The following is a 22,802-nucleotide window of genomic DNA, read 5'->3' on the forward strand; positions in this document are numbered from 1 at the left end:
ATCGAGCGTTGTGACCGACGACGACCGCACCCGAGCCGCCTGGGCCGCCGCCTCGATGAAGTACGAGCGCGAGGCGAACGAGCACCTGGAGCTGGCGCGCACCTATCGGCTCGAGCCGGTCGAGGAGCAGGTGCTCGCGCGGGACGTGCACGGCGCCGAGGTGGTCCACCCGATGAGCGGGCACGGCCTGGACGACCTCGCGCTCGCCAGGCTCGGGGCGGCGAGCGTGCTCGGTCTCGACTACAGCCCGGCCGCCGTGCGCTCGGCCCAGCAGCGGGCCGACGCGCTCGGGCTGCCCTGCCGCTACCGCGAGGTCGCGCTCCCTGCCACGGGACTTCCCGATGGTTCCGCCGACCTCGTCTACACCGGCAAGGGCGCGCTGATCTGGGTCGCGGACCTCGCGGCATTCCTCGCTGAGATGCACCGGATCCTGCGGCCCGCGGGCGCGCTCTTCGTGTACGAGGCGCACCCGCTCGTGCCGCTGTGGACGTGGGAGCCCGACGAGGCCCGGGTGCGCGCCGATCGCAGCTATTTCGCCCCCGGTCACGTCAACGACACCTTTCCCGCCGGCGGTGCCTACGAGCACCAGCGCACGCTGGCCCAGATGGTGACGGGCGTGCTCGAGGCGGGCTTCGCCGTCGAGCACCTCGCCGAGCACCCGGACCCGTTCTGGAAGCCGGGCGACCTGCGTGCTGCGGCCTGGGACGGCAGGCTGCCGAATACCGTCAGCCTTCTCGCCCGGCGGCTGGGCTGAGCGCCGTGGAGATCGTCACCCGTCACGTGGACGACCTCGAGGGCGCCGTGGACGCCGATGTCGCGGTGGTGATCGACGTGATCCGCGCCTTCACGGTCGCGCCGTGGTGCCTGTCCCGTGGCGCGGAGCGGCTGCTCTTCGCACCGGGTGTCGAGGAGGCGGTGCGAGCGCAGACCGAGCATCACCCGGAGGCTCTGCTGCTCAAGGACGGCGGCACCGACCCGCGCTTCGCGCTCCCGAACGCCCCGGGCCGGATCGCACGCGAGGACCTCACCGGGCGGACCGTCATCCAGGTCACCGGCAACGGCACCCGGGGTGCGTACGCCGCCGGCGCCGCCCCGGTGGTGCTGTGCGCCTCGTTCGCGACGGCGGCCGCGACCGCTCGCGCCGTGCGGGCCGCCGCCCCCGCCCGGCTGCTGCTAATGCCGACCGAGGGCGATGAGGACGTCGCTCTCGCCGACTACCTCGTCGCGATGCTCGACGGCGGAGCTGCTGTCGATCCCTCGCCCTACCTCGAGCGGGTGGTCCGCTCGACGGCGGGGCGCGAGTGCGCCGCGTACGGTGCGGACGCCCGGTATCCCGGGGTCGACGCGGACAACCTGCGCCGCTGCCTGGAGGTCGACGTCTTCGACCACGCGCTGCAGGCGGTGCCGCAACCCGATGGGCTGCTCGCGGTCCACGCGCGCTGACCTCCCGCCACAATGGGCCGGTGCCCTCCACACCGCTGACAGCTCCGCACGCGCTCGACGACGTGCCGTGCCACGACCCGTACGTCCTCGCCGTCGAGGGTGGCTACCTGCTCTACACCGCCTACGACTCGGCGCGCTGGGAGCGGCAGGTGCCGGAAGGCACCCTCACCGACCACCCGGCGCCGCCCGGGACCGGGGTGCTCGCGTGGTGGAGCCCGGACCTGGTGCGGTGGGGCTCGCCGACGTCGGTGTTCCAGGTGCCCGAGGGTGCGTGGGCCGATCCCTCGGTGGCGCCCTGGGCGCCCGAGTTGCACCTCGTCGACGGCGTGCACGTGCTGGCCACCACGCTGCACAACCCGGCCGACCGGCTGCCCGAGGTCGCGCAGCGCGGCACCCGCATCGCGATGTCCTCCTCGGGCTGGGGTGACTTGACGCCGGTGCGCCGCGGCACGGTGCTCGCGGTCAGCACGACCGGCCCGCTCGGACCGTTCGAGCTCCTCGACCCGGCAGGCCCGCACACGCCCGCGGACTTCATGGCCCTGGACGGAACGCTCACCCGCGACGAGCACGGCGCGCCCTGGATGGTCTACGCCCACGAGTGGGTGCAGACCGTCGACGGCACCATGGAGGCGGTGCCGCTCGACGACGAGCTCCGCGTCATCGGCGAACCGGTGCACCTGTTCCGCGGCTCCGAGGCGTCCTGGTACCGCAGCATCACGCCCTCGGTCGCCGCGCTCGCGCCGTACGTGACCGACGGGCCGCAGCTGTGGCCGCTGCCGGGTGGCGCGCTCGCGATGATCTGGGCGTCCTATCGCCCGGGCAGCTCGTTCACCGGTGGCGAGTACGTCGAGACGCAGGCGATCTCCCGCTCGGGCTCACTGCTGGGCCCGTGGGAGCAGGGCCACGTGCTGGTCGACGGCAACGCCGGTCACGGGATGCTGCTCACCACCCATGAGGGCGATCTGGTGCTCGTGCTCCACCGCGGCATGGGCACGCCACGTGTGAGGGCCGAGATCCACGACGTCGTCGCGACACCGGAGGGCCTGCGGGTGACCGGACAACGGGGCGCCGGGTAGCACGCCCTCCCCTCAGAGGTCGAGCCACCCGCGCGAGGCGCCCTGCATGGTCTGGTGCTGACGCTCGACGCCGTCGAACTCCAGGTGGCCCGCGGTCAGCTCGACCAGCATCTTCGGGCCGGGCAGCGCCTCGTAGACGGCGAACTGCCCGACCGGCGGCACCGCGGGGTCCACCCGTGCGGCACCGACCAGCACCGGGACCTGCACGCGTGCCGCTGCGGTGGCGGCGTCGAAGTACCGCACGGTCTCGACGACGTGCGGGTCGCGCTGCGCCAGCAGCCGCACCGACTCGCCGCTGCCGGTGCACGGCGTGCGCAGCCGGGCGGGGTGGTTGCCGAAGGTGGGCACGGTGAGCGTCGCCGCGGTCACGCGGTCGTCCCACGGCAGCGCGAGCGCGCCGAGACCACCGCCGAAGCTGCTGCCCCGCAGGTCCACGCGGCGAGTTTCGGGGAAGAGCTGCTGCGCCGCGGTGATCGCGACCCAGGCGTCCTGCACGCAGCCACCGATCACATAGGTCTCGCGCGCAGCGATGCCGTGCAGCACGTGCTCGGCCGCGACGTCCGGGATGCCTGGCTGCTCGCTCAGGGCGGGCATGCCACGGACCGCGGGCGAGAGCTCGGCCACCCCGGGCCGCCGCAGCGGGTCGAACGGCTCGTGCGCACCCCCGTAGCCGCTCAGCCCGACCACGACACGATCGACACCGCCGTCAGGCTCGAGGAGGTACGCACCGAGCTCGATGCCGCCGGTGCTCGTGAAGCGGACCTCGCTCAGGCGCCACCCGGGCTCGCGGCCGATCTCCCGCACCCTCCGGGCGCCGGGCTCGACGGCGCGAGCCTGCGCGTGCCGCTCCCGCCAGAACTCGTCGAACTCGGGTGGGCCGGCCAGCAGCTCCTCGGTCAGCTCACCTCGGTCCGCGTCCAGCGGGACAGCCTCGCTCATGGCGATCATCCTGGCAGCGAACGCTCGTGGCACCCGGCGTGCGAGGATCACTGTGTGGACGGGCAGAGCGGCTCGACATGTCGTCGTTGCCGACGGGGATGGGGACAGGTGGACGATGACCTCCTCGATCGAGCCGAACGAACCGCCCATGCTGGAGCCGCATGGCGCCAACGCTGGCGCTGGCCAGGATCCCTCGCTCCGGCCGGTCGCCGACCTCGCTCACGAGCTCGCTGTCGACCTCGACACGGGTCTCAGCGCCGAGGAGGCGGCGCGTCGCCTCGCCGCCGACGGCCGCAACGAGCTGCGCGCCACCCCGCCCGTGCCGCTGTGGCGCAAGATCCTCGCCCAGTTCCGGGACCCGTTGGTCTACCTGCTGCTCGTGGCCGTCGTGGTCTCGCTGATCGCCTGGGCTGTGGAGGGGATGCGTGGCCTCCCGATCGACGCCACCGTGATCGCCGCCGTGGTCACCCTCAACGGGGTGCTGGGATTCGTCCAGGAGAGCAAGGCCGAGAACGCCGTCGCGGCGTTGCAGTCGATGACGGCCGCGACGTCGACGGTGATGCGCGACGGGGTGCTGGTCACCGTTCCATCCGCTGAGCTCGTCCGCGGTGACGTGCTGGTGCTCAGCGAGGGCGAAGCCGTCGGAGCTGACGCTCGCCTGTTCCGAGCGAGCGCACTGCGGGTCCAGGAGTCCTCGCTCACCGGCGAGAGCGAATCGGTGACGAAGGGCGTCGCGACCCTCACGGCCGAGGCTCCGCTCGGCGACCGGCTCGACATGGTGTTCAAGGGCACCGCCGTGGCACAGGGAACCGGTCGCGCACTGGTGACGGACACCGGGATGAGCACCCAGATGGGTGCCATCGCCGAGATGCTTGATGCCACCGAGGATGAGGTGACGCCGCTGCAGCGCGAGATCGCCGCCGTGAGCAAGCTCCTCGGGTTCACCGTGATCGTGATCGCCGTGGTCGTCATGGTCGTCACCGCCCTGGTCAATCAGGTCACCACGCTCGGTGACTTCGTCACCGTGCTGCTGCTCGGGGTCTCCCTGGCCGTGGCCGCCGTGCCGGAAGGTCTGCCTGCGATCCTCTCCGTGGTGCTGGCGATCGGGGTGCAGCGGATGGCGCGGCGCAACGCCGTCGTCAAGGAGCTCCAGTCCGTGGAGACGCTCGGCTCGGCGTCGGTCATCGCCTCGGACAAGACCGGCACGTTGACCAAGAACGAGATGACGATCGAGCGGGTGATCACCGCCTCCGGGGCGGTCCGCCTGACCGGTGTCGGATACCGCCCGGAGGGCCGCGCGCTGGTGGACGGCAAGGAGCTGACCGATCCGGCGCTCACACGTGAGGTCAGCATGGTCATCGGGGGTGGTGCGCTGGCGAACGACGCCCAGCTCGCGGAGCACGACGGCGAGTGGCAGATCCAGGGGGACCCCACGGAGGCCGCGTTCCTCGTCGCGGCGCACAAGGTCGGCACGGTCGAGCAGGTTCGCTCGTTCCAGCGGCGCGGTGACATCCCGTTCACCTCCGAGCGCAAGATGATGTCCGTGCTCGTCGACCCCGAGGGAGCGGGCGAACGGGCGCTCGTGACCAAGGGGGCACCCGATGTGCTCCTGGAACGGTGCACGCATCGCCAGCTCGGCGACGAGATCGTTCCGTTGGGCGACGACGGACGCGCCAGTGCGCTGGCCGACGTCGAGGAGCTCTCCCAGCAGGCGTATCGCACGCTCGGGGTCGCCTACCGCCGCATCGCTGCGGGTACCTCGGTGGAGGACCTCACGGGCGCCGAGAAGGACCTGGTCTACGTCGGTGTGGTCGGCATCATCGACCCCCCACGCCCGGAGGTGGCGCAAGCGATCGCCGACGCACACCGGGCGGGCGTGCGGGTCATGATGATCACCGGCGACCACCCGACCACCGCGGTGCGCATCGCCGAGGACCTCGGCATCGTCGACGAGGGTGCCCGGGCGGTCACCGGCGCTGGTCTGGACCAGCTGGACTCGGCAGACTTGCGTGACCTCACCCGACAGGTCTCCGTCTACGCCCGGGTCGCGCCGCAGAACAAGCTGCAGATCGTGGATGGGCTGCAGGCCGACGGGCACGTCGTGGCGATGACCGGGGACGGCGTCAACGACGCGCCCGCGCTGAAGTCTGCCGACATCGGGGTCGCCATGGGCACCGGGACCGACGTGACGAAGGAGGCAGCCAACCTGATCCTCGGCGACGACAACTTCTCCACGATCGTCGCCGCAGTACGCCAGGGCCGCGTCATCTTCGACAACATCAAGAAGTTCCTGCGCTACCTCCTCTCCTCCAACATGGGCGAGGTCTTCACCGTCTTCTTCGGAGTCGTCCTCGCCGGACTCCTCGGGCTGACCGGCGCCAGCGACGACGCCGTGGTGGTGCCGCTGCTGGCCACCCAGATCCTGTGGATCAACCTGGTGACGGACTCGGGCCCCGCACTGGCGATGGGTGTGGACCCCGAGGTCGACGACGTCATGGCACGACCGCCGCGGCAGCTGACCGAGCGGATCATCGACCGGCGCATGTGGACAGGGATCCTCTCCATCGGGCTCGTGATGGCCATGGCGACACTGATCACCATCGACATCTTCCTGCCGGGCGGCATGATCGCCGGCAACGACTCCCTCGAGGTCGCCCGCACAGCGGGCTTCACCACCCTGGTGCTCGCGCAGCTGTTCAACGCGCTCAACTCGCGCTCGGAGACCACCACCGCGTTCCACCGGATCTTCGTGAACAGGTGGCTGTGGGGCGCGTTGGGGCTGGGCGCCACGCTGCAGGTGGCGGTGGTGGAGCTGCCACCCCTGCAGGCTGCCTTCGGCACCGCCTCCATGGATCTGGCGCACTGGGGCGTCGCGGTGGCGATGGCGTCCAGCGTGCTGTGGTTCGACGAGCTCCGCAAGCTGCTGTGGCGGGCCTCGGTGGCCCGCGACGCCCGAAGGTGATCGATCCTGCCGGATCGAGCGAGTCCAAGCAGTCAGTTCTCTGACACCGCGGTCGCGTCCCGCGCGAGCCGCTCCAGCAACCGCTCGAGCGCCTCGACGTCGTCACGTGGCCAATCGGCCAGCGCGGTCGCGAGGGTGTCGGCGGCACGTGCCACGATGCGCTCGCCGACCGCGCGCCCCGTCGAGGTGAGGGCGACGAGCACCCCGCGGTCGTCGTCGGGCGCCGCGACCCGCACCACGAGCCCCGCCGCGACCAGCCGACCGACGATCTTGCTCATGTTCGTGGGTGTGCCGCCGAGCACCTGCACCAGCTCGGCCGGCCGCATCGCGCCGTTGTAGGTCAGCTGGTTGACGACGAGGAACATCCCCATGTCCTCGTACGGGAAGTCGACCACCGACATGACGTGCCGCCGCACGGGGGTGCTGTCGGCCCAGTGCACGATCGACGTCAACGAGACCCGCAGGTCGCGCGGCCGCGGCCGGATCACGGGGCTCAGGTCGGCGGACGCGGCGTCCCCCACGTCACCGCGGGCCATCGTGCCGGCTCCTCAGTGCTCTCGCAGCAGCCGTACCGGCCCGAGCAATCCGTGCTCGCGCACCACCGCGACCTGCATCCGCTCGACGCCCTCCGACATCGCGACGACGTCGCGGACGCCGTCGTAGTAGCCGCGAGCGAGCAGCCGGTTGTTGAGCGAGCTGGCCACCCGCACCACCACCGCGTTCGCACCCTCGCGCAGGTCCGCGGTCACGTCGATCACCGGCCGTGAGGTGTCGAACCCCCGCACCGGCCCGGCGCCGACCTGGACCGAGCCGAGCCCGCCGCCGGTCGACCCGAGGTCGAGGAGGTAGCGCCCCTCCTGGAGCGCGGGCACCGACACGCTCGCCCGGTACTCCCCGACACCGGAGACCTCCGGCCCCACGCCGTCGAGCGCGGTCCACGGTCGCAGCTCGGTGGGGCCGACCTCGATGCGGGTCACCGCGGTGGTCGGTCGTACCTCGCGGGTCACGTAGCCGAGCCCGCGGTCCTCGGTGATCACCTCCGGCTCGCCGGCGTCCCAGCTCTCGACGGCGGCGCTCCAGCCGGTCACCTCGGTCACCACCTCGAGAGCTGGGGCGGCCGAGCCGAGCGGCGCAGCCGCTCGGTCGAGCACGAGGACGGCGACCTCCCCGGGAGCCAGCGTGAGATCGACGACGGTGCTCTCGCCGTCGGGTGTGGCGCCCCGGTGAGGGCGGACCTCGCCCGACCAGGCATCGAGACGGTGCGCCGCGCCGAGGCCAGGGAGCCGCACCTGCACGGTGGTCGTCGGCTGGTCGGTCTCGTAGAGGAAGTGGTAGACGTACAGGACGAGCAAGTCGCCGTCCTCGCGCAGGTGCGTGAGGACCCGCTGGTCCTCGGTGACGAACCGGGCCCGCCCGGTCACCCCGAGGCCTTCCAGCGCGGCGACCACCTCCGACGGCGAACCCACCTCCGCCACGGTCGGACGCTCGCGCAGCGCAGCCATCGTTGCTGCGAGCTCGTCGTCCCGGCCGTCCAGGCCCGGGGTGCGTGCGGCGGCGCGCTCGTGGACCCGGTGCCTGCCCGCCATGAGGAACTCGACCTCACGAGCGCCGTCGACGAGCACCAGCCGCAGCCCGCGGTCGACCCACGTCAGCAGGTGCGCGGCGACGTCGGGATCCAGCTCCTCCTGGTAGACGATCAGCGCCGCGTACCCGGGCCCGTCGGGCTGCACGAGCGCTGACCGGTCGTCGAAGACGACATCATCACGCAGCAGCAGCGATCCGTCGAAGAACTCGTAGGTGATGCCCGCGTCCTGCATCGACAGGTCCTGCCACCAGTGGTTCTCGCGGTCGCGCATCCACATCGTCCCGTAGGCGACCTCGTCCGGGATGCGCTCGCCGTCCGGGCCGGTCAGGCTCATGCCCACGAGGTTGTCGGTGAAGTGGTCGGTGCGCAGGATGCCGACGTCGATGCGCGGCCTGCCGCACCGCAGCGCGTACTGCAGCCGCGCGATCGCCGCGGTCCACAGCGGGTAGAGCTCGGAGGCGGGCTGCCGGGTGTCGAACCGCTCGGAGAACATCGGCCACATGCCCTCGTGGCCGGGCCACGTCGTCACGCCCTCCGCGCCCGCCGGGCTGGCCCACCCGTGCAGCACGGTCTTGGTGATGCCCGCCGCCAGCTGGGTCGCGATGACCTGGTCGTAGAACCGGTGGTCGAGCATGTGGTTGCGCGTGGTCGCACCGGTCTCCGAGGAGTACTGCTTGCCGAACAGGTGCGCCGGTCCGGCAAGCAGCCGATAGGCGTCGATCTGGCTGCCGAACTCGAGCGACTCGGTCTCGATGCCGTCGACCTCCGGCCCCGGGCGGGTCAGCTCGAACGGCAGGCCGTAGCTGATCTCGGCCCGCAGCGTCAGGCCCACCGAGTGCAGGAACTGCGCGAACGGGCGCAGCATGTTCTCGATGTAGAGGTCGGTCAGGGTGCGCGCGTAGTCGTGGCGGACCTTGGCGACGGTGATGCGGTCGGGCTCGGCCGGCTGGTGGTGGTAGACGGTGGAGACCGCCATGAAGGCCGCGGTCCGGGTCAGGAACGGCAGCCACGGCACCAGGTCGTAGCCGCGGCGGGCCCGGAACTCCTCGATCACCGTCCAGCCGAAGAACAGGCCGCCGGCACCGAAGGTCGAGAGCTCGAGCGAGTCCATGTACATCTGCGCGCGCGGGTTCGCGGCGATCTGCTCGCGCAGCTCGGGCGTGAGCACCACCTCGTCCCAGTAGGCGATGACCGCGTCCACGCCGTCGCGGTCGAGGTAGTTGACGGTGTAGTTGACGGACGCGGAAGGGTTCGCCGTCTGGCCCGTGCCGTGCATCCAGTAGCAGAACAGCCGCCAGTGGCCCTCGGGTGCCGCCCACTCCAGGGTCTCGTCGACGACGACGGGTGTCAGGTCCGTCACCGACGCGACGTCCAGGACGCCGTCGCCGATCACCCTGGCCGCGACGACCGCGACCAGGTGCTGCTCGGTGATGGTGCCGCGATGGCCCGGCAGCGTGGTGACCGGGGGTGGGGCGTCGAGATCGATGCGGGGGAGCGGCCCGGACCGGTGCGCCCTGCCCTCGAGGTCCTCGACGGCGACGTCCAGCTCCTGGGCTGCGGCGCGGTCGTCCGGGGTGATGGTGGGCAGGTTCGCGTTCGACCAGTTCGTGCCCGAGGTGAAGCTCACCGACATGCCGCGCCTGGTGGTCTCCTCGACCACGATGTGGGAGTCGTGCACCCACTCCTCGGCGCCCCACCCGTAACGGCTGTGGTCGATGTCGCCCTCGTCCATCGCGAGGAACTCCATGCCACCGAAACCGAGCCGGTGCGCGTCGGCGATCTCGCGGCGCAGGGTCTCGTCGGTGTGCAGCCCCTCGGCCAGCCACCACCGCAGCTCTGGACGGAACTCGATCGCCGGTTCGGCGACCTCGGCGCGGAACGTCTCGAGGGACACAGGGACTCGCTCTCGTTCGTCGTCGAACGCTGCTGACGACGCCGATGCTAGCCATCTGATGTCGCCACGACAATAGATCGGCCGGCTTCGGACCATCCGGACGCGGCGGCGGTGACTGAGCGCCCACGATCTGTGCCAGCGTGGGCGCTGTCGCACCGCCGGTCGGCCGAGGTGGGCGCACAGTCACCGGCGCCGAGGGCGGCGGCGTGCCACCATCGAGCATGGAGATGCTGTTTCTGCCGCCGGTCTACGACTGGCTCTGGACCCTTGGGACCCTCGGGGCGGTGCTGGCCATGCTCGCCGCGATCGTGCAGATCAGCCGTAGCAGGGTGCTCACGGGCTCGACGCAGCTCGTCTGGACGCTCACCGTGCTGTTCGTGCCCCTGATGGGTGCCCTCGCGTGGTTCCTGCTCCGCCCACGGGATCGCGCCAGCGCGGACAGGTAGCGAGCCGCGCGCGCCGCGGGTCGCCCCACCGTGGCCGGCCGGGGACGGCCACGGTGGGGGCGAGGTGTCAGCTGCCTCGCGTCACTGCCCGGTGGGCAGGCGACGGTGACGTCGGGCGACGAGCAGCACGGCGCTGCCGAGCAGCGCGACCGCGGCACTGAGGGCCAGAGCGGTCAGACCGTCCGAGCCGGTGTCCGGGAGGCCCTGACCTGAGCCTCCGGTGCCTCCGGTGCCTCCTGTGGGCGACACGGGTGCGGCCTCCGTCGGCTGGTCGGTCGGACCCACGTCGGTCGGTGCGCCGTCGCTCGGCGGGTCGGTCGGCTCGACCGTGCTCGGCGGGTCGGTGGGCTCCACCGTCGTCGGCGGGTCGGTCGGCTCGACCGCGGCGGCCTCGACGGTGATCGTGAACTGCTTGGTGATGGGGTCGCCCACGAACACGGTGGAGGTCACCTCACCGGCGGCCTCGGGGATGCCGGAGATCTCGCCGGTCTCGGTGTCGATCGTCAGACCCGCCGGCAGCTCGCCCTCGAAGACGCCCCAGGTGTAGGGGCCGCCGTCGCCGCCGGTGGCCTCGAGGGTGACCGAGTACTCCTCGCCCACGGTGGCGCCGGGCAGGGTGTCGGTGACGATGACCAGCGGGTCGAGCACGGTCAGCGTGCCGTCGACGTAGTCGAAGGCGTAGAAGTCGTCCGCGCCGCCGAAGCAGTACGTCGTCGCGGTCTCCACGTCGTAGTCGCAGGTGGGCGGGGTGTCCAGGTCGGCGACGGTGTCCTCACCGATGAAGCCCTCGTACCCGGCCGCGATCTCGGGCTCGAAGGCACCCTCGTACCAGGTCGCATCGCCCGCGGTCACCGTGATCAGGCCACCGGCTCGTTCGACCGCGCCGGCGTCGCACGCGTCACCGACGAGGCGCGGGTAGCCGCCGCCGCGCTGGTCGGTCTCGCCCGGGCACAGGTCGATCGTGCTCTCGCCCCACAGCACCGAGGTGCCCGTCGGGACGAGGTTGACGGCCGGGCTCGCCGGACCGGGGAGAGCGGTGTTCGTCGGGCCGCCGTTGGCGCCCAGCGGCTCCAGCTGAGGGTCGCCCACAACGGTGCTCGCAGCGGACAGCGCGCAGGTCTCGTCGGAGACGACGTTGTACCCGCCGTCGGTGAGGGCAGGGTTGCCCGTGCACACGTCCGTACCCTCGGCAGCCTGCAGGATCGAGCCGATCACGGTCGCTGCGCCACTCTCACCCAGGACGAGGGCTCCCTCGCCGTTCTGCGCGACCGTGCTGCCGGCCAGCAGGAACGGCCGTTCGTCGGACTCCGAGGGTTCCTCGCCGAACCACTCTCGGAGGATGCCCGCCCCGCCGTTGCCGGCGATCGTGCTGGCCACGATGCGCCCCTCGTTGTCAGGCCCGAGCAACAGCCCCGTGCGAGCGTTGCCCGACACCTCGGTACGCACGAGCTCGACCTCGCCGACCCACTCCGGACCGGCCGAGCCGACGAGGATGCCGTGGCCGGTGATCGGCACTCCGAGCACATCGTCCAGCGGGGTGGTGACGGTGTCCCTCACCGCGCTGTCGGTGAGGGTGAGCGAGCCGCCCTGCAGCAGCACGCCCGCAGCGTTGTCCGCGATCGTCAGATCCGTTCCCGTGACGGCCGCGTGGAAGCGGGTGCCGATCCCGCCGAACCCGAAGATGGCGCCCGTCGGAGGGTTGAAGCCGTTCCCGTTGATGGATGTCCCGGTCAGGTCAGCAGTGATCTCGGTGCCCGAGTTGGGCTGCTCGGCGAGGAAGAGCCCGATCCAGTCGTTGTCCGAGATCGTGCCGCCGGTCATGCTGAGCGTGGAGTCCGGGTTGACGAAGAGCCCCACGCCGTTGTGGTCGAGCTCGGTGTCGGTGATGACGACGTCGGTGGGTCCCTCGATGGAGACGCCGGCCGGGCCGATCTCGGATTCCGGGCCGTTGCCGTCGCCGTTGCCGCTCACGACACTGTCCGTGAGCTCGAGACTGCCTCGGCTCCCGGCCGTGGCCCACGTCACGATCCCACCGCTGTTCGCCGTGACGGTGCTCGTGCTGATCTGCGCCCGCACGCCGTCCAGGCCCATCCCGAGGGTGTGGCCGGACATCTCCGAGCCCGACATCGTCAGGTCGAGCAGGGAGACCTCGCCTCCGGACTCGTCTGCCCGCCCGAGAACCCCGATGATGCCGTCGACGATCGAGCTGTCCGTCAGTGTGACCTCGCCACCGCCGTGGGCCGCCACGCCATAGCTGTTGCCGGCCATCGTGAGCCGCTCGCCGGTGAAGGTCCCACCCCGCTGGAGCACGACACCGCCCTGCGAGTCCCCGGCCCCGTCTGTCCCGTTGTCGCTGATCGTGGTCCCCGTGATCTCGATGAGGACCTCCGGCCCGTACGCCATCACGCCGGCAGCCATGTTGTCGGACATCGAGCTGTCGGTGACGGTGAGGTCACCCGCGAGCATCGCGATCCCGTTGCTGTTGCCGGTGAGAGCCGACGTCGTCATCGTGACCGTGGCAGGCCCCGTGCTCGCCTCGCCCAGCTCGCCGCCTGCCATCACGGCGTGGGCAACACCGGAGATGGTCGACTCGGCGAGGTCGACGGTGCTCCCGGGCAGGGCGAGAACACCGATGTTCGCCAGCCCGTCCTCGCCCTCTCCGCTGATCGCGACTCGGGTGAGATCCGCCGCCCCGCCCTGCTCGACGCGCACGACGTTGCCGATCCCCGTCCCGTCCCACGGCCCGGGGTGGATTGTCATGTCGGTGATGGTGACGGCGCTGTCGGTGCTGACGTGGACGACCGGCTCTCCCTCCTCCGAGCCGGTCAGCACCACGCCGGCGGCGCCCTGCAGCGTGACGGGGGTGGTGATCGCGAGCGACTCCGTGTAGGGCCCGGCTGCGATCGAGACGACGTCGTCCGGGGTCACCTGCGCCAGCGCAGCACCGATCGTCGCGCACGCCTCGGCGCCAGGAGCCTCGCCGCACTCCGAGGAGTCGGCCCCGGCGGCCTGGTCGACGTAGAAGGTGTTGCCCGCGGCCGTCGCCGGCAGCGTGAATCCCGCCATCGCCATGGCCCCGAGCACCGCCACCGCCGAGCCGGATACCAGCGCACGTCTGCGCGATGATGATCGACGCCTCGCCGTCACGTCTCGGTCCATGGCTGTACGGCCCCCGACGATGCGCATGACGACGTCCCCCCGATTACTTTCTCATTCAAGAATTCTGAGACCCTATCGGTCAGCCTGTGAGGCGGGAACCCCCATCGGGGCGCGCACCGGGTGGCCGTCCATGGTCCCGGGACGGCGATACCGTCAGCCGACAGGGAGGTCGCACACCGCATGGATGACGTCGGCAAGGCCAGGGTCGCGCTGCTCGGCTCGGGCTCGGCCGCGGCCGACCAGGTGTTCACGACCATCCTCACCAGGTCCCCCATCAGCCGGATCGACATCGCCCGCCGCACCAGCCTGTCGCAGGCCGCCGTGACCAAGGCCGTGACCCCCCTGGTCGCCGCAGGGATCGTCATCGATCAGGCCGGTCAGCCCCGCGAGCAGCGACGGCTCGGGCGGCCCGCCAACCCGGTCGCGCTGGTTGCCGACGCGCTCGTCGTGCTCGGCATGAAGGTGAATGTCGACGAGGTGATCGCCGTCGCCACCGATCTGCAGACCCAGGTGCTGCACAGCGTGCGAGCGCCGCTGGCCCAGCACGATCCCGCCACCGTCGTCGAGGCGATCGTCTCGCTCAGCGGCCAGCTGGCGGATCTGCTCGGCCCTGCCGCGCAGCGGCTGGCGGGCGTCGGGGTGTCGGTGTCGGGTGACGTCGACGGTGCCGCCGGGGTCGTGCGCGAGTCGGCCATCATGTCGTGGGCCGATGTCGACCTCCGCACCGTCCTCAGAGAGCGTCTGGGACTGCCCGTCGTCGTCGAGAACGACGTCCGCGCGCTCGCGATCGCCGAGCACTGGTTCGGTGTCGGGCTGGGCACCCGGTCCTTCGCGATCGTGACGATCGGGCTCGGCATCGGCAGCGGGCTGCACGTCAACGGCGAGGTCGTCGAGGGCTCGTTCGGCGTGGCCGGCGAGCTCGGACATCTTCCGCTCGCCTCACCCGAGGCGATCTGCGCCTGCGGGCGTCGCGGCTGCGTGGAGGCGGTGGCCGCGACGCCGGCGATCGTCGCGCGGGTCTCCGCCGCGCACGGCCGCGCCGTGACGATCGGAGAGGCGGTCCAGCTCGCGCACCAGGGTGACGAGGCCGCGGTCGAGGCGTTCCGCGACGCCGCAGCCCTCATCGGCACCGCGATCGCGAGCCTGGTCAACCTGATCGGGCCGGAGCTGGTGATCATCGGCGGTGAGGCCGTCCGCAACTTCGACCTGTTCGACTCCACGCTGCGTGCGGCCTTCGCCGAGCACGCGTTCGGCGCCGCCGGCCGCAGCCGCATCCTGGTGCGGCCGCACTCGTTCGAGGACTGGGCGCGCGGAGCAGCAGCGACCGCGATCCGGTCGCTGCTGCTCCCGTGACCGGGCGGGTCAGCGGATCTTCTTGACCGTGTACGTCACGGTGTCGAACCTCATCACCTCGCCGGAGACCATCACGAGCCGGACGGTGTGCTGCTTGTCGCGCAGCTTCTGCGAGGTGAACAGCTCCTGTCCGGTGAGCCGTGCCTCCCCGTGGGTGTCCACGACCTCGACGAGGTCGCCGTCGACCCACACCTCGACCTCACCCTGGTCGGGTGCGACCGGACCGGACCAGGTGAAGCGCTCGCCGCGGAAGGAGATCTCGACGGCGTCCCCGACCGTGGTGGTCGCGTGCACGTCGTCGAGGTGGTCACCCGAGAAGGCCACCTGGAGGGTCTGCTCACCCTCGTCGAGGGTGGCGAGGTACGCCGCGCGGACGGTGAGCTCACCGCCGTCTGCCACGTAGTCGGTGCCGTCGACGAGGGCGCCGTCGGGGCCGGTGATCCCGGCCAGCTCCCCGCCGCCGCGGAGGAGCTGCACGGTGAGGTCCGCGGGGAGCGCACGGTCGAACGCCGCCGTGCTCGGTTCGATCAGGGTCTCCTGGACCACGTCGAGCCGGTCGATCAGCATGTACTGACCGGTGGCGTGGACCAGCCGCAGCGTGTGCGTGCCGCTCGGGAGGTCGCGCACGCTGTAGACCACCTGCTGCGCGCCGCGCCCGGACTCCTGGTACGTGCTGACGGTCTCCACCAGCTGGCCGTCGAGGTAGACCTCGACGTCGCCCTGCGAGGAGTGCGTCTCGGTGACGTAGTCGATGCCGGTGCCCACGAACGTGTACTCGACGGCGTTGCCCGCCGACTCGCTGAAGTGCACGTCGTCCTCGTGGTCGCCGAGCCCGCGACCGGTGCTGTGGCTCCAGGAGCCCTGGTACAGGACGCTCGGGTCGTCGTCGTTGACGGCGATCGGTCCGGCCTCCGGCGCCGTGGGCGCCTCGCCCGTGCTCGAGTCGGCGACGGCGATGGTCAGCGGTTGCGAGGTGGCGACGACCTCAGATCCGCCGTTGCGGTTCCAGTCGCCCTGGTGGTCGACGCGCAGGTCGTCGTCGTTGACCGTGATCGTGGCGTCCTTGCCCGGCGTGACCGTGAACAGCCGCGCACCGTGGATCGGGACACCCTCCACCAGGAGCTCGTCGGTGACCGTGCCGACCCTGCGCTGCGCCCAGAGGTCGCGCACGGTGGCGCTGCCGCTGAGGCCGAGATCCTCGAAGCTGAGGGTCATGTCGGCCTCGGTGCGCCCGAGGTTGAACAGCGCGACCGTGTAGGTGCCGTCAGGGTTGAGCGCGTACCAGACCTGCCGGGTGGTGTCGGTCGCCACGGGGCGGGCGGGGACCGCGGCCTGGTTGACGGCGATCACCTCGTCGTTGGTGAGCAGCTCGATGCCGTACTCGTCGAGGTCGGTCATGTCGTTGCCGATGTAGAGCGGAGCCGCGGACACCGCCCACAGCGTCATCGCGGTGCGGCGCTCGTCGCGCGTGAGACCGTCCATGCTGCCGTTGCCGACGTTGAGCGAGTCGAGGTCGTTCCAACCGCGGTCCGGGCCGGCGTGACGCCACCACTGCGCCAGCCGGGGGAACAGCCGCTCGATGTTCGCCCAGGTGGTGAGGGCCTCGTCACCGCAGTAGCACTCGACGTCCCAGTCGACCCGCCAGCCTTGAGCGTGCTCGGCCCAGTAGTCCGCCTGGTCGATGTCGACGGCCCAGGACAGCTCGAGCCAGATGTCGTGACGGGCGAGCGCCTGCGACCACGCCGCCACGTCGCCACGGGAGTCCATCGAGCCGTCCTCGATCCCGGAGCCGGGGGTCACGCTGTCGAACTTGACGAAGTCCACGCCCCAGTCGCCGATCAGATCGGCGATCGAGTCGATGTAGGCCTGTGCGCACGGGTTGGTGAAGTCGATCTGGTGCGTGAAGCCCCAGTAGTCACCCTGCTGCAGGGGCAGCGTGGCGATGTCACCGGTCGAGCAGTCGGGTGCACCCGCGATCGGCAGGTCCGCCTCGTACACCTCCTGCCCGATCCCCGGGATGAAGTACAGCCCGAACTTCTGCCCGTTGTCGTGGACGTGGTCGATGACGGCCTGCAGGCCGTCCGGGTACAGCGTCTGGCTGGGGACCGGGCGACCGTGCTCGTCGATGCCGCCGTTCCACCCGGCGTCCACGTTGATGTAGGTGTAGCCGTGCGGCTGCAGCGTCTCGTGCATCGCGTCCGACTGCGCGATCAGCTGATCGGCCGTGATCCACTGGCCGCCCGAGTGCACCTGCATGCTGTAGCTGCTCCAGCCCATGTACGGCTGCTGCGCCAGCTCCTCGATCCCTGGTGGATCGTTGTCGGCGACGGCGGAGCCGCCTCCAGCCATCGTGACCATCAGTGCTGCTGCCGCAGCGACAGCGGGTGCTGCCAGCCTCCTGCGGTTCGTGCTGATCTGTTCCTTCATGTGACCGCTCCTTCTTCTCTGGTGTTCCGGTCGTCGTTGTCCGGGCAGGGATCGCGGTCAGGCGATCCGACGTCTGTCGATCTCGTCGCGGTTCCAGTCGATGCCGAGGCCCGGCGTGATCGGTGCGTGCAGCCGGCCCTCGCGGACCTGCTGCGTGGTGCGCGTGATGGCGCTCAGCTGCGGGACGTGTTCGACGTAGCGTCCGTTGGGCACCGCGCACGCCAGCGAGACGTGCAGCTCCATGAGGAAGTGCGGCGCCACGGGTAGCGAGTGCGTCTCGGCGAGGTGCGCGACCTTGAGCCACGGCGTGATGCCACCGATGCGGGCGACGTCGGGCTGCAGGATCGTCGCTGCGCCGAGCGACGCGTACGTCTGGAACTGCCGGATCGAGTACAGGCTCTCGCCGACGGCGATCGGGATCGTCGTCGCGCGAGCCAGCTGCTGGTGTGCCAACGGGTCGTCCGCAGGGAGCGGCTCCTCGAGCCACGCCGGATCGATCGCCTCGAAGGCGCGTGCGCGCCGGATCGCGTCGTCGAGCGTGAAGCACTGGTTGGCGTCGAGCATGATCTCGAAGCCATCGGCACTGCCCACGGCGGCACGCACCGCCGTCAGCCGGTCGAGGTCCTCGGCGAGGCTCGGCTTGCCCACCTTCACCTTGATGCCCGCGAAGCCGGCCTGCTGGGCCGCCACCGCGCCCTGCACGAGCTCGTCGACGTGCAGGTGGAGCCAGCCGCCCTCGGTGTCGTAGGTCGGCACCGACTCCTGTGCTCCGCCAGCGGCCTGCCACAGCGGCCGGCCGTCTCGTCGTGTGGTCGCGTCCCAGGCCGCGGTGTCGACGGCGGCGATCGCCAGTGCGGTGATCGCGCCGACCGTCGTTGCCCGCGTCGTGTCGAGGAGCGCGGTCCAGAGCGCCTCCGGCCGGGTGGCGTCGAGGCCGACGACGGCGGGCAGCAGGGTCTCGCGCAGGAGGCTGAGCACGGCGCCGCCGCCGGTGCCGATCGTGTAGGTGTACCCGAGCCCGCGCGCGCCGGAGGCGAGCGTGAGCTCCACGAACACGGTCTCCTGCGCGCGGAAGGACTGCATCGCGTCCGTGCGTGGTCGTTCGACGGCCAGCTCGCAGAGCCAGGCCTCGGCGCGGACGATCGGCTCGCGCGGGTTCACGGGATCCTCCTCAGGTCCAGGACCATGGCCTGCTGCGGGTTGAGCGTCGGCATGGGCAGGCCTGCCACCGTGAGCACGGCGCCGTCGATCTCCACGCCCGGCCCCGCAGCCTGGGACACCCACACCGGGTCGTGCGTCTGGTGGCGGCTGGCCGTCCCGATCTCGGTGCGCAGCCGCACCAGGTAGCGCGCCTGCGGGTCCAGCCCGGGCAACCGCACCCGCCCGCTCTGGCCCCGGCCGCTCGTCGCCGACCGCGACCAGACCAGCACGGCGCGACCGCCGTCGCGGGCGATGACGCCGGTGAGTGTCGCGTGCTCGTCCGCCAGGTCCGCGTTGACGACCCTGCCGCTGTGCAGCAGCGGGCGCAGCTCTTTGTACAGGCCCGCCCAGCCGCGGATGATGCCCAGGTCGCCCGGATCCGCCGTCGTGAGGTCCATCTCGATGCCGGCATGGCCGGTCAGCGACGCGGCGAGCCGATACGAGAGGTCGCTCACGCGTGAGGTGGTGTGGGACCGGGCCGCGCCGAGGTGCGAGCCGATCAGCTCCGGCGTGACGAGGAGCCGGGTCCACCGCTCGATCTGCGTCCGCTCGACCGGGTCGTTGCAGTCGGAGGCCCAGACCCGGTCGGTGTGCTCGAGGATGCCGAGGTCGATCCGGCCGCCGCCACCCGAGCAGGTCTCGATCTCGAGGCCGGGGTGCCGACGGCGGAGCTCGTCGAGCATCCGGTACAGCGCGATCGTCTGCTCGCGCACGACCGGACGCTCACCGCCGGGGCGCCGTCCGACCGCTTCCAGCAGGTCGCGGTTGTGGTCCCACTTGAGGTAGTCGATGGCGTGCTCGGCGACGAGGTCGCTGATCCGCTCGAGCACGTGCACGAAGGCCTCGGGCCGCGCGATGTCCAGCACGTGCTGCTGGCGTGCGGGCAACCCCGGCCCGGCGGCCGGACCGAGCACCCAGTCCGGGTGTGCTCGTGCCAGGTCGGAGTCGAGGCTGATCATCTCCGGCTCGAACCACAGCCCGAACTGCATGCCGTGCGAGCGGACCACCTGCACCAGCGGCGCGAGCCCCTGCGGCCACACGGCGCGGTCCACGGTCCAGTCACCCAGGCCGGCGTCGTCGGCGCGGCGGCCCTGGAACCAGCCGTCGTCGAGCACGACGCGCTCGACCCCGACCTCCGCCGCGCGCTCCACGAGCCGGGTCAAGGTCGCGAGGTCGTGGTCGAAGTAGACCGCCTCCCAGGTGTTCAGCACCAAGGGCCGCGGGCTGCTCGGGTGCCCAGGCCGGGCGCGCAGGCGGCGATGAAGCCGGTCCGCGACGCCGTCGAGACCCTCCGCCGACCAGGTCAGCACCGCCGTCGGGGCCTCGTAGCGCTCGCCCGGGCCGAGCAGCACCTCACCGGGGTGCAGCAGCTCGCCGACGCCGAGCACCGCCGAGAGCGCACCCGCCCCCTCGGGCAGTCGCTCGAGGAGGTACTCCGCCTCACCGCTCCACGCGAGGTGCGCCGCCCACACCTCGCCGGTGCCGAACCCGAATCCCGGTGTGCCGACCGCCATCAGGAACGGCGAGTCGTGCCCGGGCTTGCCGCGGTGGGCGCGTCGGGTGTGGGTGCCGTCGCGGATCTCACCCCGCTGCGGGGCACGCTCTCGGCACCACTTGCCCGTGAAGTCGAGGACCTCGGTCGCGCGGTCCGGCAGCGGCACCAGGGCGCGGAGGCCTGCGAGCGCGTAGGGCGCGGCACCGGTGTCCGGCTGGCCGGTGCGTTCGATCGCCATGTCGATCGTGAGCACGCCGTAGGGGTCGAGCGCGAGCGCGACCTCGTCGCGAAAGCCCGCGACGCCGTCGTCCATGACGATCCAGATCCGGCCGCCGCCGGCGGGGTCGGGATCGATCGTGCAGGCCGTGACCTCGGGGCGTGGCGCCGTCGAGGTGCCCAGCGCGTGCCCGCTCTGCGCGGGCGTCCCCACCCAGCCGTCGCGCTCGGTCGGCCAGAGCGTCAGACGGCGCGGCACGTCGGGAGCGTTGTTGAGGACCGCGGGCGCACTGGTGCGGCGCAGGTCGTCCAGGACGCCCGCCCTCGTCCCGAGGTCGGCGCCCCAGTGCAGCACCGTGGGGACCGGCCCGGCAGGGTCGACGACGAGCGCCACCCCGGCTGCCCGAAGCGTGAGAACCCCGCTGTTCTCGTCGGCCATGACTCTCCTCATCTATTACTTGACGCCGTAAATAAACCAGGTCTACGCTCATCCCGCAACCACCACCCGGTACTGGCGCCGAGCCGGATGCCGCACGTCCGAGGGGCGCCGTCGATGGCGCGGTCGGCCCCAGAAGAGGAACCGGATCGATGATGTTCATGGACCACGTGAGTGCCGCGCGGCTCGCACCGGAGAGCTGCTGATGGTCGCGGCACCTCCGGTCGCGGTGCCCGCCGCCAGCACGCGCGAGCGGCCCAGCGACAGAGGCTGGCGCGGCGCGCGCCACAGCTGGCGGCAGCACTGGGAGCTCTACCTGCTGATGCTGGTGCCGCTCGCGTGGTTCGCGATCTTCAAGTACGTCCCGATGTCCAACGCCATCATCGCCTTCAAGGACTACTACCTGCTCGAAGGCGTGTGGGGCAGTCCCTGGGTGGGTCTGAAGCACTTCCAGGCATTCATCGACAACCCTGTCGCTCTGACCCTGGTGAAGAACACCTTCCTGCTCTCGGCCTACGTGCTGCTCGCCGGCTTCCCGATCCCGATCATCCTGGCGCTGGCCCTGAACGAGGTGCGACAGGGTCTGTTCCGCAAGTCGGTGCAGATGGTCACCTACGCGCCGTACTTCATCTCCACGGTTGTGGTCATCTCGATGACGATCCTCGTGCTGTCACCGCAGCTCGGCTTCGTCAGCGACGCACTCGGCGTCATCGGGGTCCCGATGCCCGACCTGCTCGGGCGGGCCGAGTACTTCCGCCACATCTACGTGTGGAGCGAGGTCTGGCAGACCGCCGGCTACTCCGCGGTCATCTACCTGGCTGCGCTCGCCGGCATCGACCCGGGCCTGTACGAGGCCGCCCGTGTGGACGGTGCGAGCCGGTTGCAGAAGATCTGGCACGTCGACATCCCGAGCCTGATGCCGACGGCGGTGATCATCCTGATCCTCGGCGTCGGCAACGTCATGGCGATCGGCTTCGAGAAGGCGTTCCTGCTGCAGAACCCGCTCAACCTCGGGACGTCGGAGATCATCGCGACCTACGTCTACAAGGTGGGGCTGCTCAGCTCGAACTTCAGCATGGCGACCGCCGTCGGGCTGTTCAACTCGGTGATCAACCTGGTGTTGCTGCTCATGGTCAACGCCGTCGCGAGGCGCGTCACCGGGAGCGGGCTGTGGTGAGCGCCGTGACCCGGACCCAGGTCGCCGAGCCGCCGGAGCCGCGGGCGCGGCGCGGGTCGAGCGTGCCTGGCGCGCCCCGCAGGCAGGACCGTCCGCGACGGATGCGTGAGTCGGGCGTGGACAGGGTGTTCCTGTTCCTGGTCTACCTGCTCCTCGCGCTCGCGCTGGCAGCCGTGCTGATCCCGCTGATCTACATCCTCGCGAGCTCCTTCAGCGATCCGCTCGCGGTCAGCGCGGGTCGTGTGTTCCTGTGGCCGGTCGACTTCACGCTTCGCGGCTACCAGACCGTGCTCAGCGACCCCCAGATCCTCACCGGATACGCCAACTCGATCTTCTACGCCGTGGTCGGCACCCTCATCAGCGTCACGTTGACCGTCGCGATCGCCTACCCGCTCTCCCGCAAGGACCTGTTCGGCCGCAACGTGATCACGATGCTCATCGTCTTCACGATGCTGTTCTCCGGTGGCCTGATCCCCACGTACCTGGTGGTGCAGTCGCTGGGGATGCTCGACACCCGGTGGGCGTTGCTGATCCCGCAGGCGATTGGCGTCTGGCAGGTGATCATCGCGCGCTCGTTCTTCCGCACGTCGATCCCCGACGAGCTCACCGAGGCGGCACAGCTCGACGGCGCCCGCGACCTGCGGGTGCTCTGGTCGATCGTGCTGCCGCTCTCGAAGCCGCTGCTCGCGGTGATCGCGCTGATGTACGCGATCTACCAGTGGAACTCCTACTTCGACGCGCTCCTGTACATCCGCGACTCCGACCTGCAGCCGTTGCAGATCGTGCTGCGCAACATCCTCATCCTCAACGGCGCCAGCGGCGGCATGAGCACGACCGACGCGGTCGAGCGACAACAGCTCGCGAACCTCGTGAAGTTCTCACTGATCGTGGTCTCCACCGTGCCGGTGCTGCTGATCTACCCGTTCGTCGCGCGCCACTTCAACAAGGGCGTGATGGTCGGGTCGGTGAAGGGATGAGCCCCACAGACCCCGGC

Annotated in this window: 15 protein-coding genes; 8 read left to right on the plus strand and 7 right to left on the minus strand. The window is 71.0% G+C overall.

Translation table 11 applies throughout. The features are described 5' to 3' along the window. The first annotated feature begins 10 nt into the window (after window positions 1-10). The 3 genes from GPA04_RS18120 to GPA04_RS18130 are packed head-to-tail and all read left to right on the plus strand — an operon-like array spanning window position 11 to window position 2,519. Window positions 11-754, plus strand: coding sequence for a methyltransferase domain-containing protein (locus GPA04_RS18120; protein ID WP_156225612.1), 744 nt, complete (start codon window positions 11-13; stop codon window positions 752-754). 5 nt (window positions 755-759) lie between these two features. Then, window positions 760-1,443, plus strand: a complete 684-nt coding sequence (locus GPA04_RS18125; protein ID WP_162458657.1) for a 2-phosphosulfolactate phosphatase — start codon at window positions 760-762, stop codon at window positions 1,441-1,443. 20 nt (window positions 1,444-1,463) lie between these two features. After that, window positions 1,464-2,519: a family 43 glycosylhydrolase gene (locus tag GPA04_RS18130; RefSeq protein WP_162458658.1), complete on the plus strand. Its 1,056-nt coding sequence runs from the start codon at window positions 1,464-1,466 to the stop codon at window positions 2,517-2,519. 12 nt (window positions 2,520-2,531) lie between these two features. Here the strand turns inward: GPA04_RS18130 and GPA04_RS18135 are convergent, their stop codons facing one another. After that, a complete protein-coding gene (locus tag GPA04_RS18135; RefSeq protein ID WP_162458659.1) occupies window positions 2,532-3,458 on the minus strand; it encodes an acetylxylan esterase in 927 nt (308 codons plus the stop codon). A gap of 148 nt (window positions 3,459-3,606) precedes the next feature. Here GPA04_RS18135 and GPA04_RS18140 point away from each other — a divergent pair, with 148 nt between their 5' ends. After that, a complete protein-coding gene (locus tag GPA04_RS18140) occupies window positions 3,607-6,420 on the plus strand; it encodes a cation-translocating P-type ATPase (RefSeq protein ID WP_156225616.1) in 2,814 nt (937 codons plus the stop codon). A gap of 32 nt (window positions 6,421-6,452) precedes the next feature. Here GPA04_RS18140 and GPA04_RS18145 read toward each other — a convergent pair whose 3' ends face one another. Then, window positions 6,453-6,956: a MarR family winged helix-turn-helix transcriptional regulator gene (locus GPA04_RS18145; RefSeq protein WP_156225617.1), complete on the minus strand. Its 504-nt coding sequence runs from the start codon at window positions 6,954-6,956 to the stop codon at window positions 6,453-6,455. Between the two features lie 12 nt (window positions 6,957-6,968). After that, the gene (locus GPA04_RS18150; protein ID WP_156225618.1) at window positions 6,969-9,899 is read right to left on the minus strand and encodes a glycosyl hydrolase; all 2,931 of its coding nucleotides are present in this window, start codon (window positions 9,897-9,899) and stop codon (window positions 6,969-6,971) included. Window positions 9,900-10,120: 221 nt separating this feature from the next. Between GPA04_RS18150 and GPA04_RS18155 the strand changes: the two genes are divergently transcribed. Further along, entirely contained in the window at window positions 10,121-10,345 is a 225-nt protein-coding gene (locus GPA04_RS18155) for a PLDc N-terminal domain-containing protein (RefSeq protein ID WP_156225619.1), read from the plus strand. 81 nt (window positions 10,346-10,426) lie between these two features. On the opposite strand, the gene GPA04_RS18160 is transcribed toward GPA04_RS18155, so the two are convergent. After that, the gene (locus tag GPA04_RS18160; RefSeq protein ID WP_162458660.1) at window positions 10,427-13,435 is read right to left on the minus strand and encodes a right-handed parallel beta-helix repeat-containing protein; all 3,009 of its coding nucleotides are present in this window, start codon (window positions 13,433-13,435) and stop codon (window positions 10,427-10,429) included. Between the two features lie 249 nt (window positions 13,436-13,684). Here GPA04_RS18160 and GPA04_RS18165 point away from each other — a divergent pair, with 249 nt between their 5' ends. After that, on the plus strand, window positions 13,685-14,857 hold the full coding sequence (locus GPA04_RS18165) for an ROK family protein (protein ID WP_156225621.1): 1,173 nt from the start codon (window positions 13,685-13,687) through the stop codon (window positions 14,855-14,857). 9 nt (window positions 14,858-14,866) lie between these two features. Here GPA04_RS18165 and GPA04_RS18170 read toward each other — a convergent pair whose 3' ends face one another. The 3 genes from GPA04_RS18170 to GPA04_RS18180 are packed head-to-tail and all read right to left on the minus strand — an operon-like array spanning window position 14,867 to window position 20,634. Beyond that, window positions 14,867-17,284 (minus strand): X2-like carbohydrate binding domain-containing protein, encoded by a 2,418-nt coding sequence (locus GPA04_RS18170; RefSeq protein WP_206674273.1) that lies wholly within the window; start codon window positions 17,282-17,284, stop codon window positions 14,867-14,869. Window positions 17,285-17,341: 57 nt separating this feature from the next. Next, the gene (locus tag GPA04_RS18175) at window positions 17,342-18,445 is read right to left on the minus strand and encodes a mandelate racemase/muconate lactonizing enzyme family protein (RefSeq protein ID WP_241680908.1); all 1,104 of its coding nucleotides are present in this window, start codon (window positions 18,443-18,445) and stop codon (window positions 17,342-17,344) included. Then, window positions 18,442-20,634 (minus strand): alpha-galactosidase, encoded by a 2,193-nt coding sequence (locus tag GPA04_RS18180; RefSeq protein WP_156225622.1) that lies wholly within the window; start codon window positions 20,632-20,634, stop codon window positions 18,442-18,444. Before GPA04_RS18180 ends, GPA04_RS18175 begins: the two co-directional genes overlap by 4 nt. A gap of 202 nt (window positions 20,635-20,836) precedes the next feature. On the opposite strand from GPA04_RS18180, the gene GPA04_RS18185 reads away from it, so the two are divergent. Next, on the plus strand, window positions 20,837-21,808 hold the full coding sequence (locus GPA04_RS18185; RefSeq protein WP_156225623.1) for an ABC transporter permease: 972 nt from the start codon (window positions 20,837-20,839) through the stop codon (window positions 21,806-21,808). 5 nt (window positions 21,809-21,813) lie between these two features. Beyond that, window positions 21,814-22,785: a carbohydrate ABC transporter permease gene (locus tag GPA04_RS18190; protein WP_241680909.1), complete on the plus strand. Its 972-nt coding sequence runs from the start codon at window positions 21,814-21,816 to the stop codon at window positions 22,783-22,785. Window positions 22,786-22,802: the final 17 nt, after the last annotated feature.

It is taken from the genome of Pseudactinotalea suaedae (genome assembly GCF_009733815.1).
GTDB lineage: Bacteria > Actinomycetota > Actinomycetes > Actinomycetales > Beutenbergiaceae > Pseudactinotalea > Pseudactinotalea suaedae.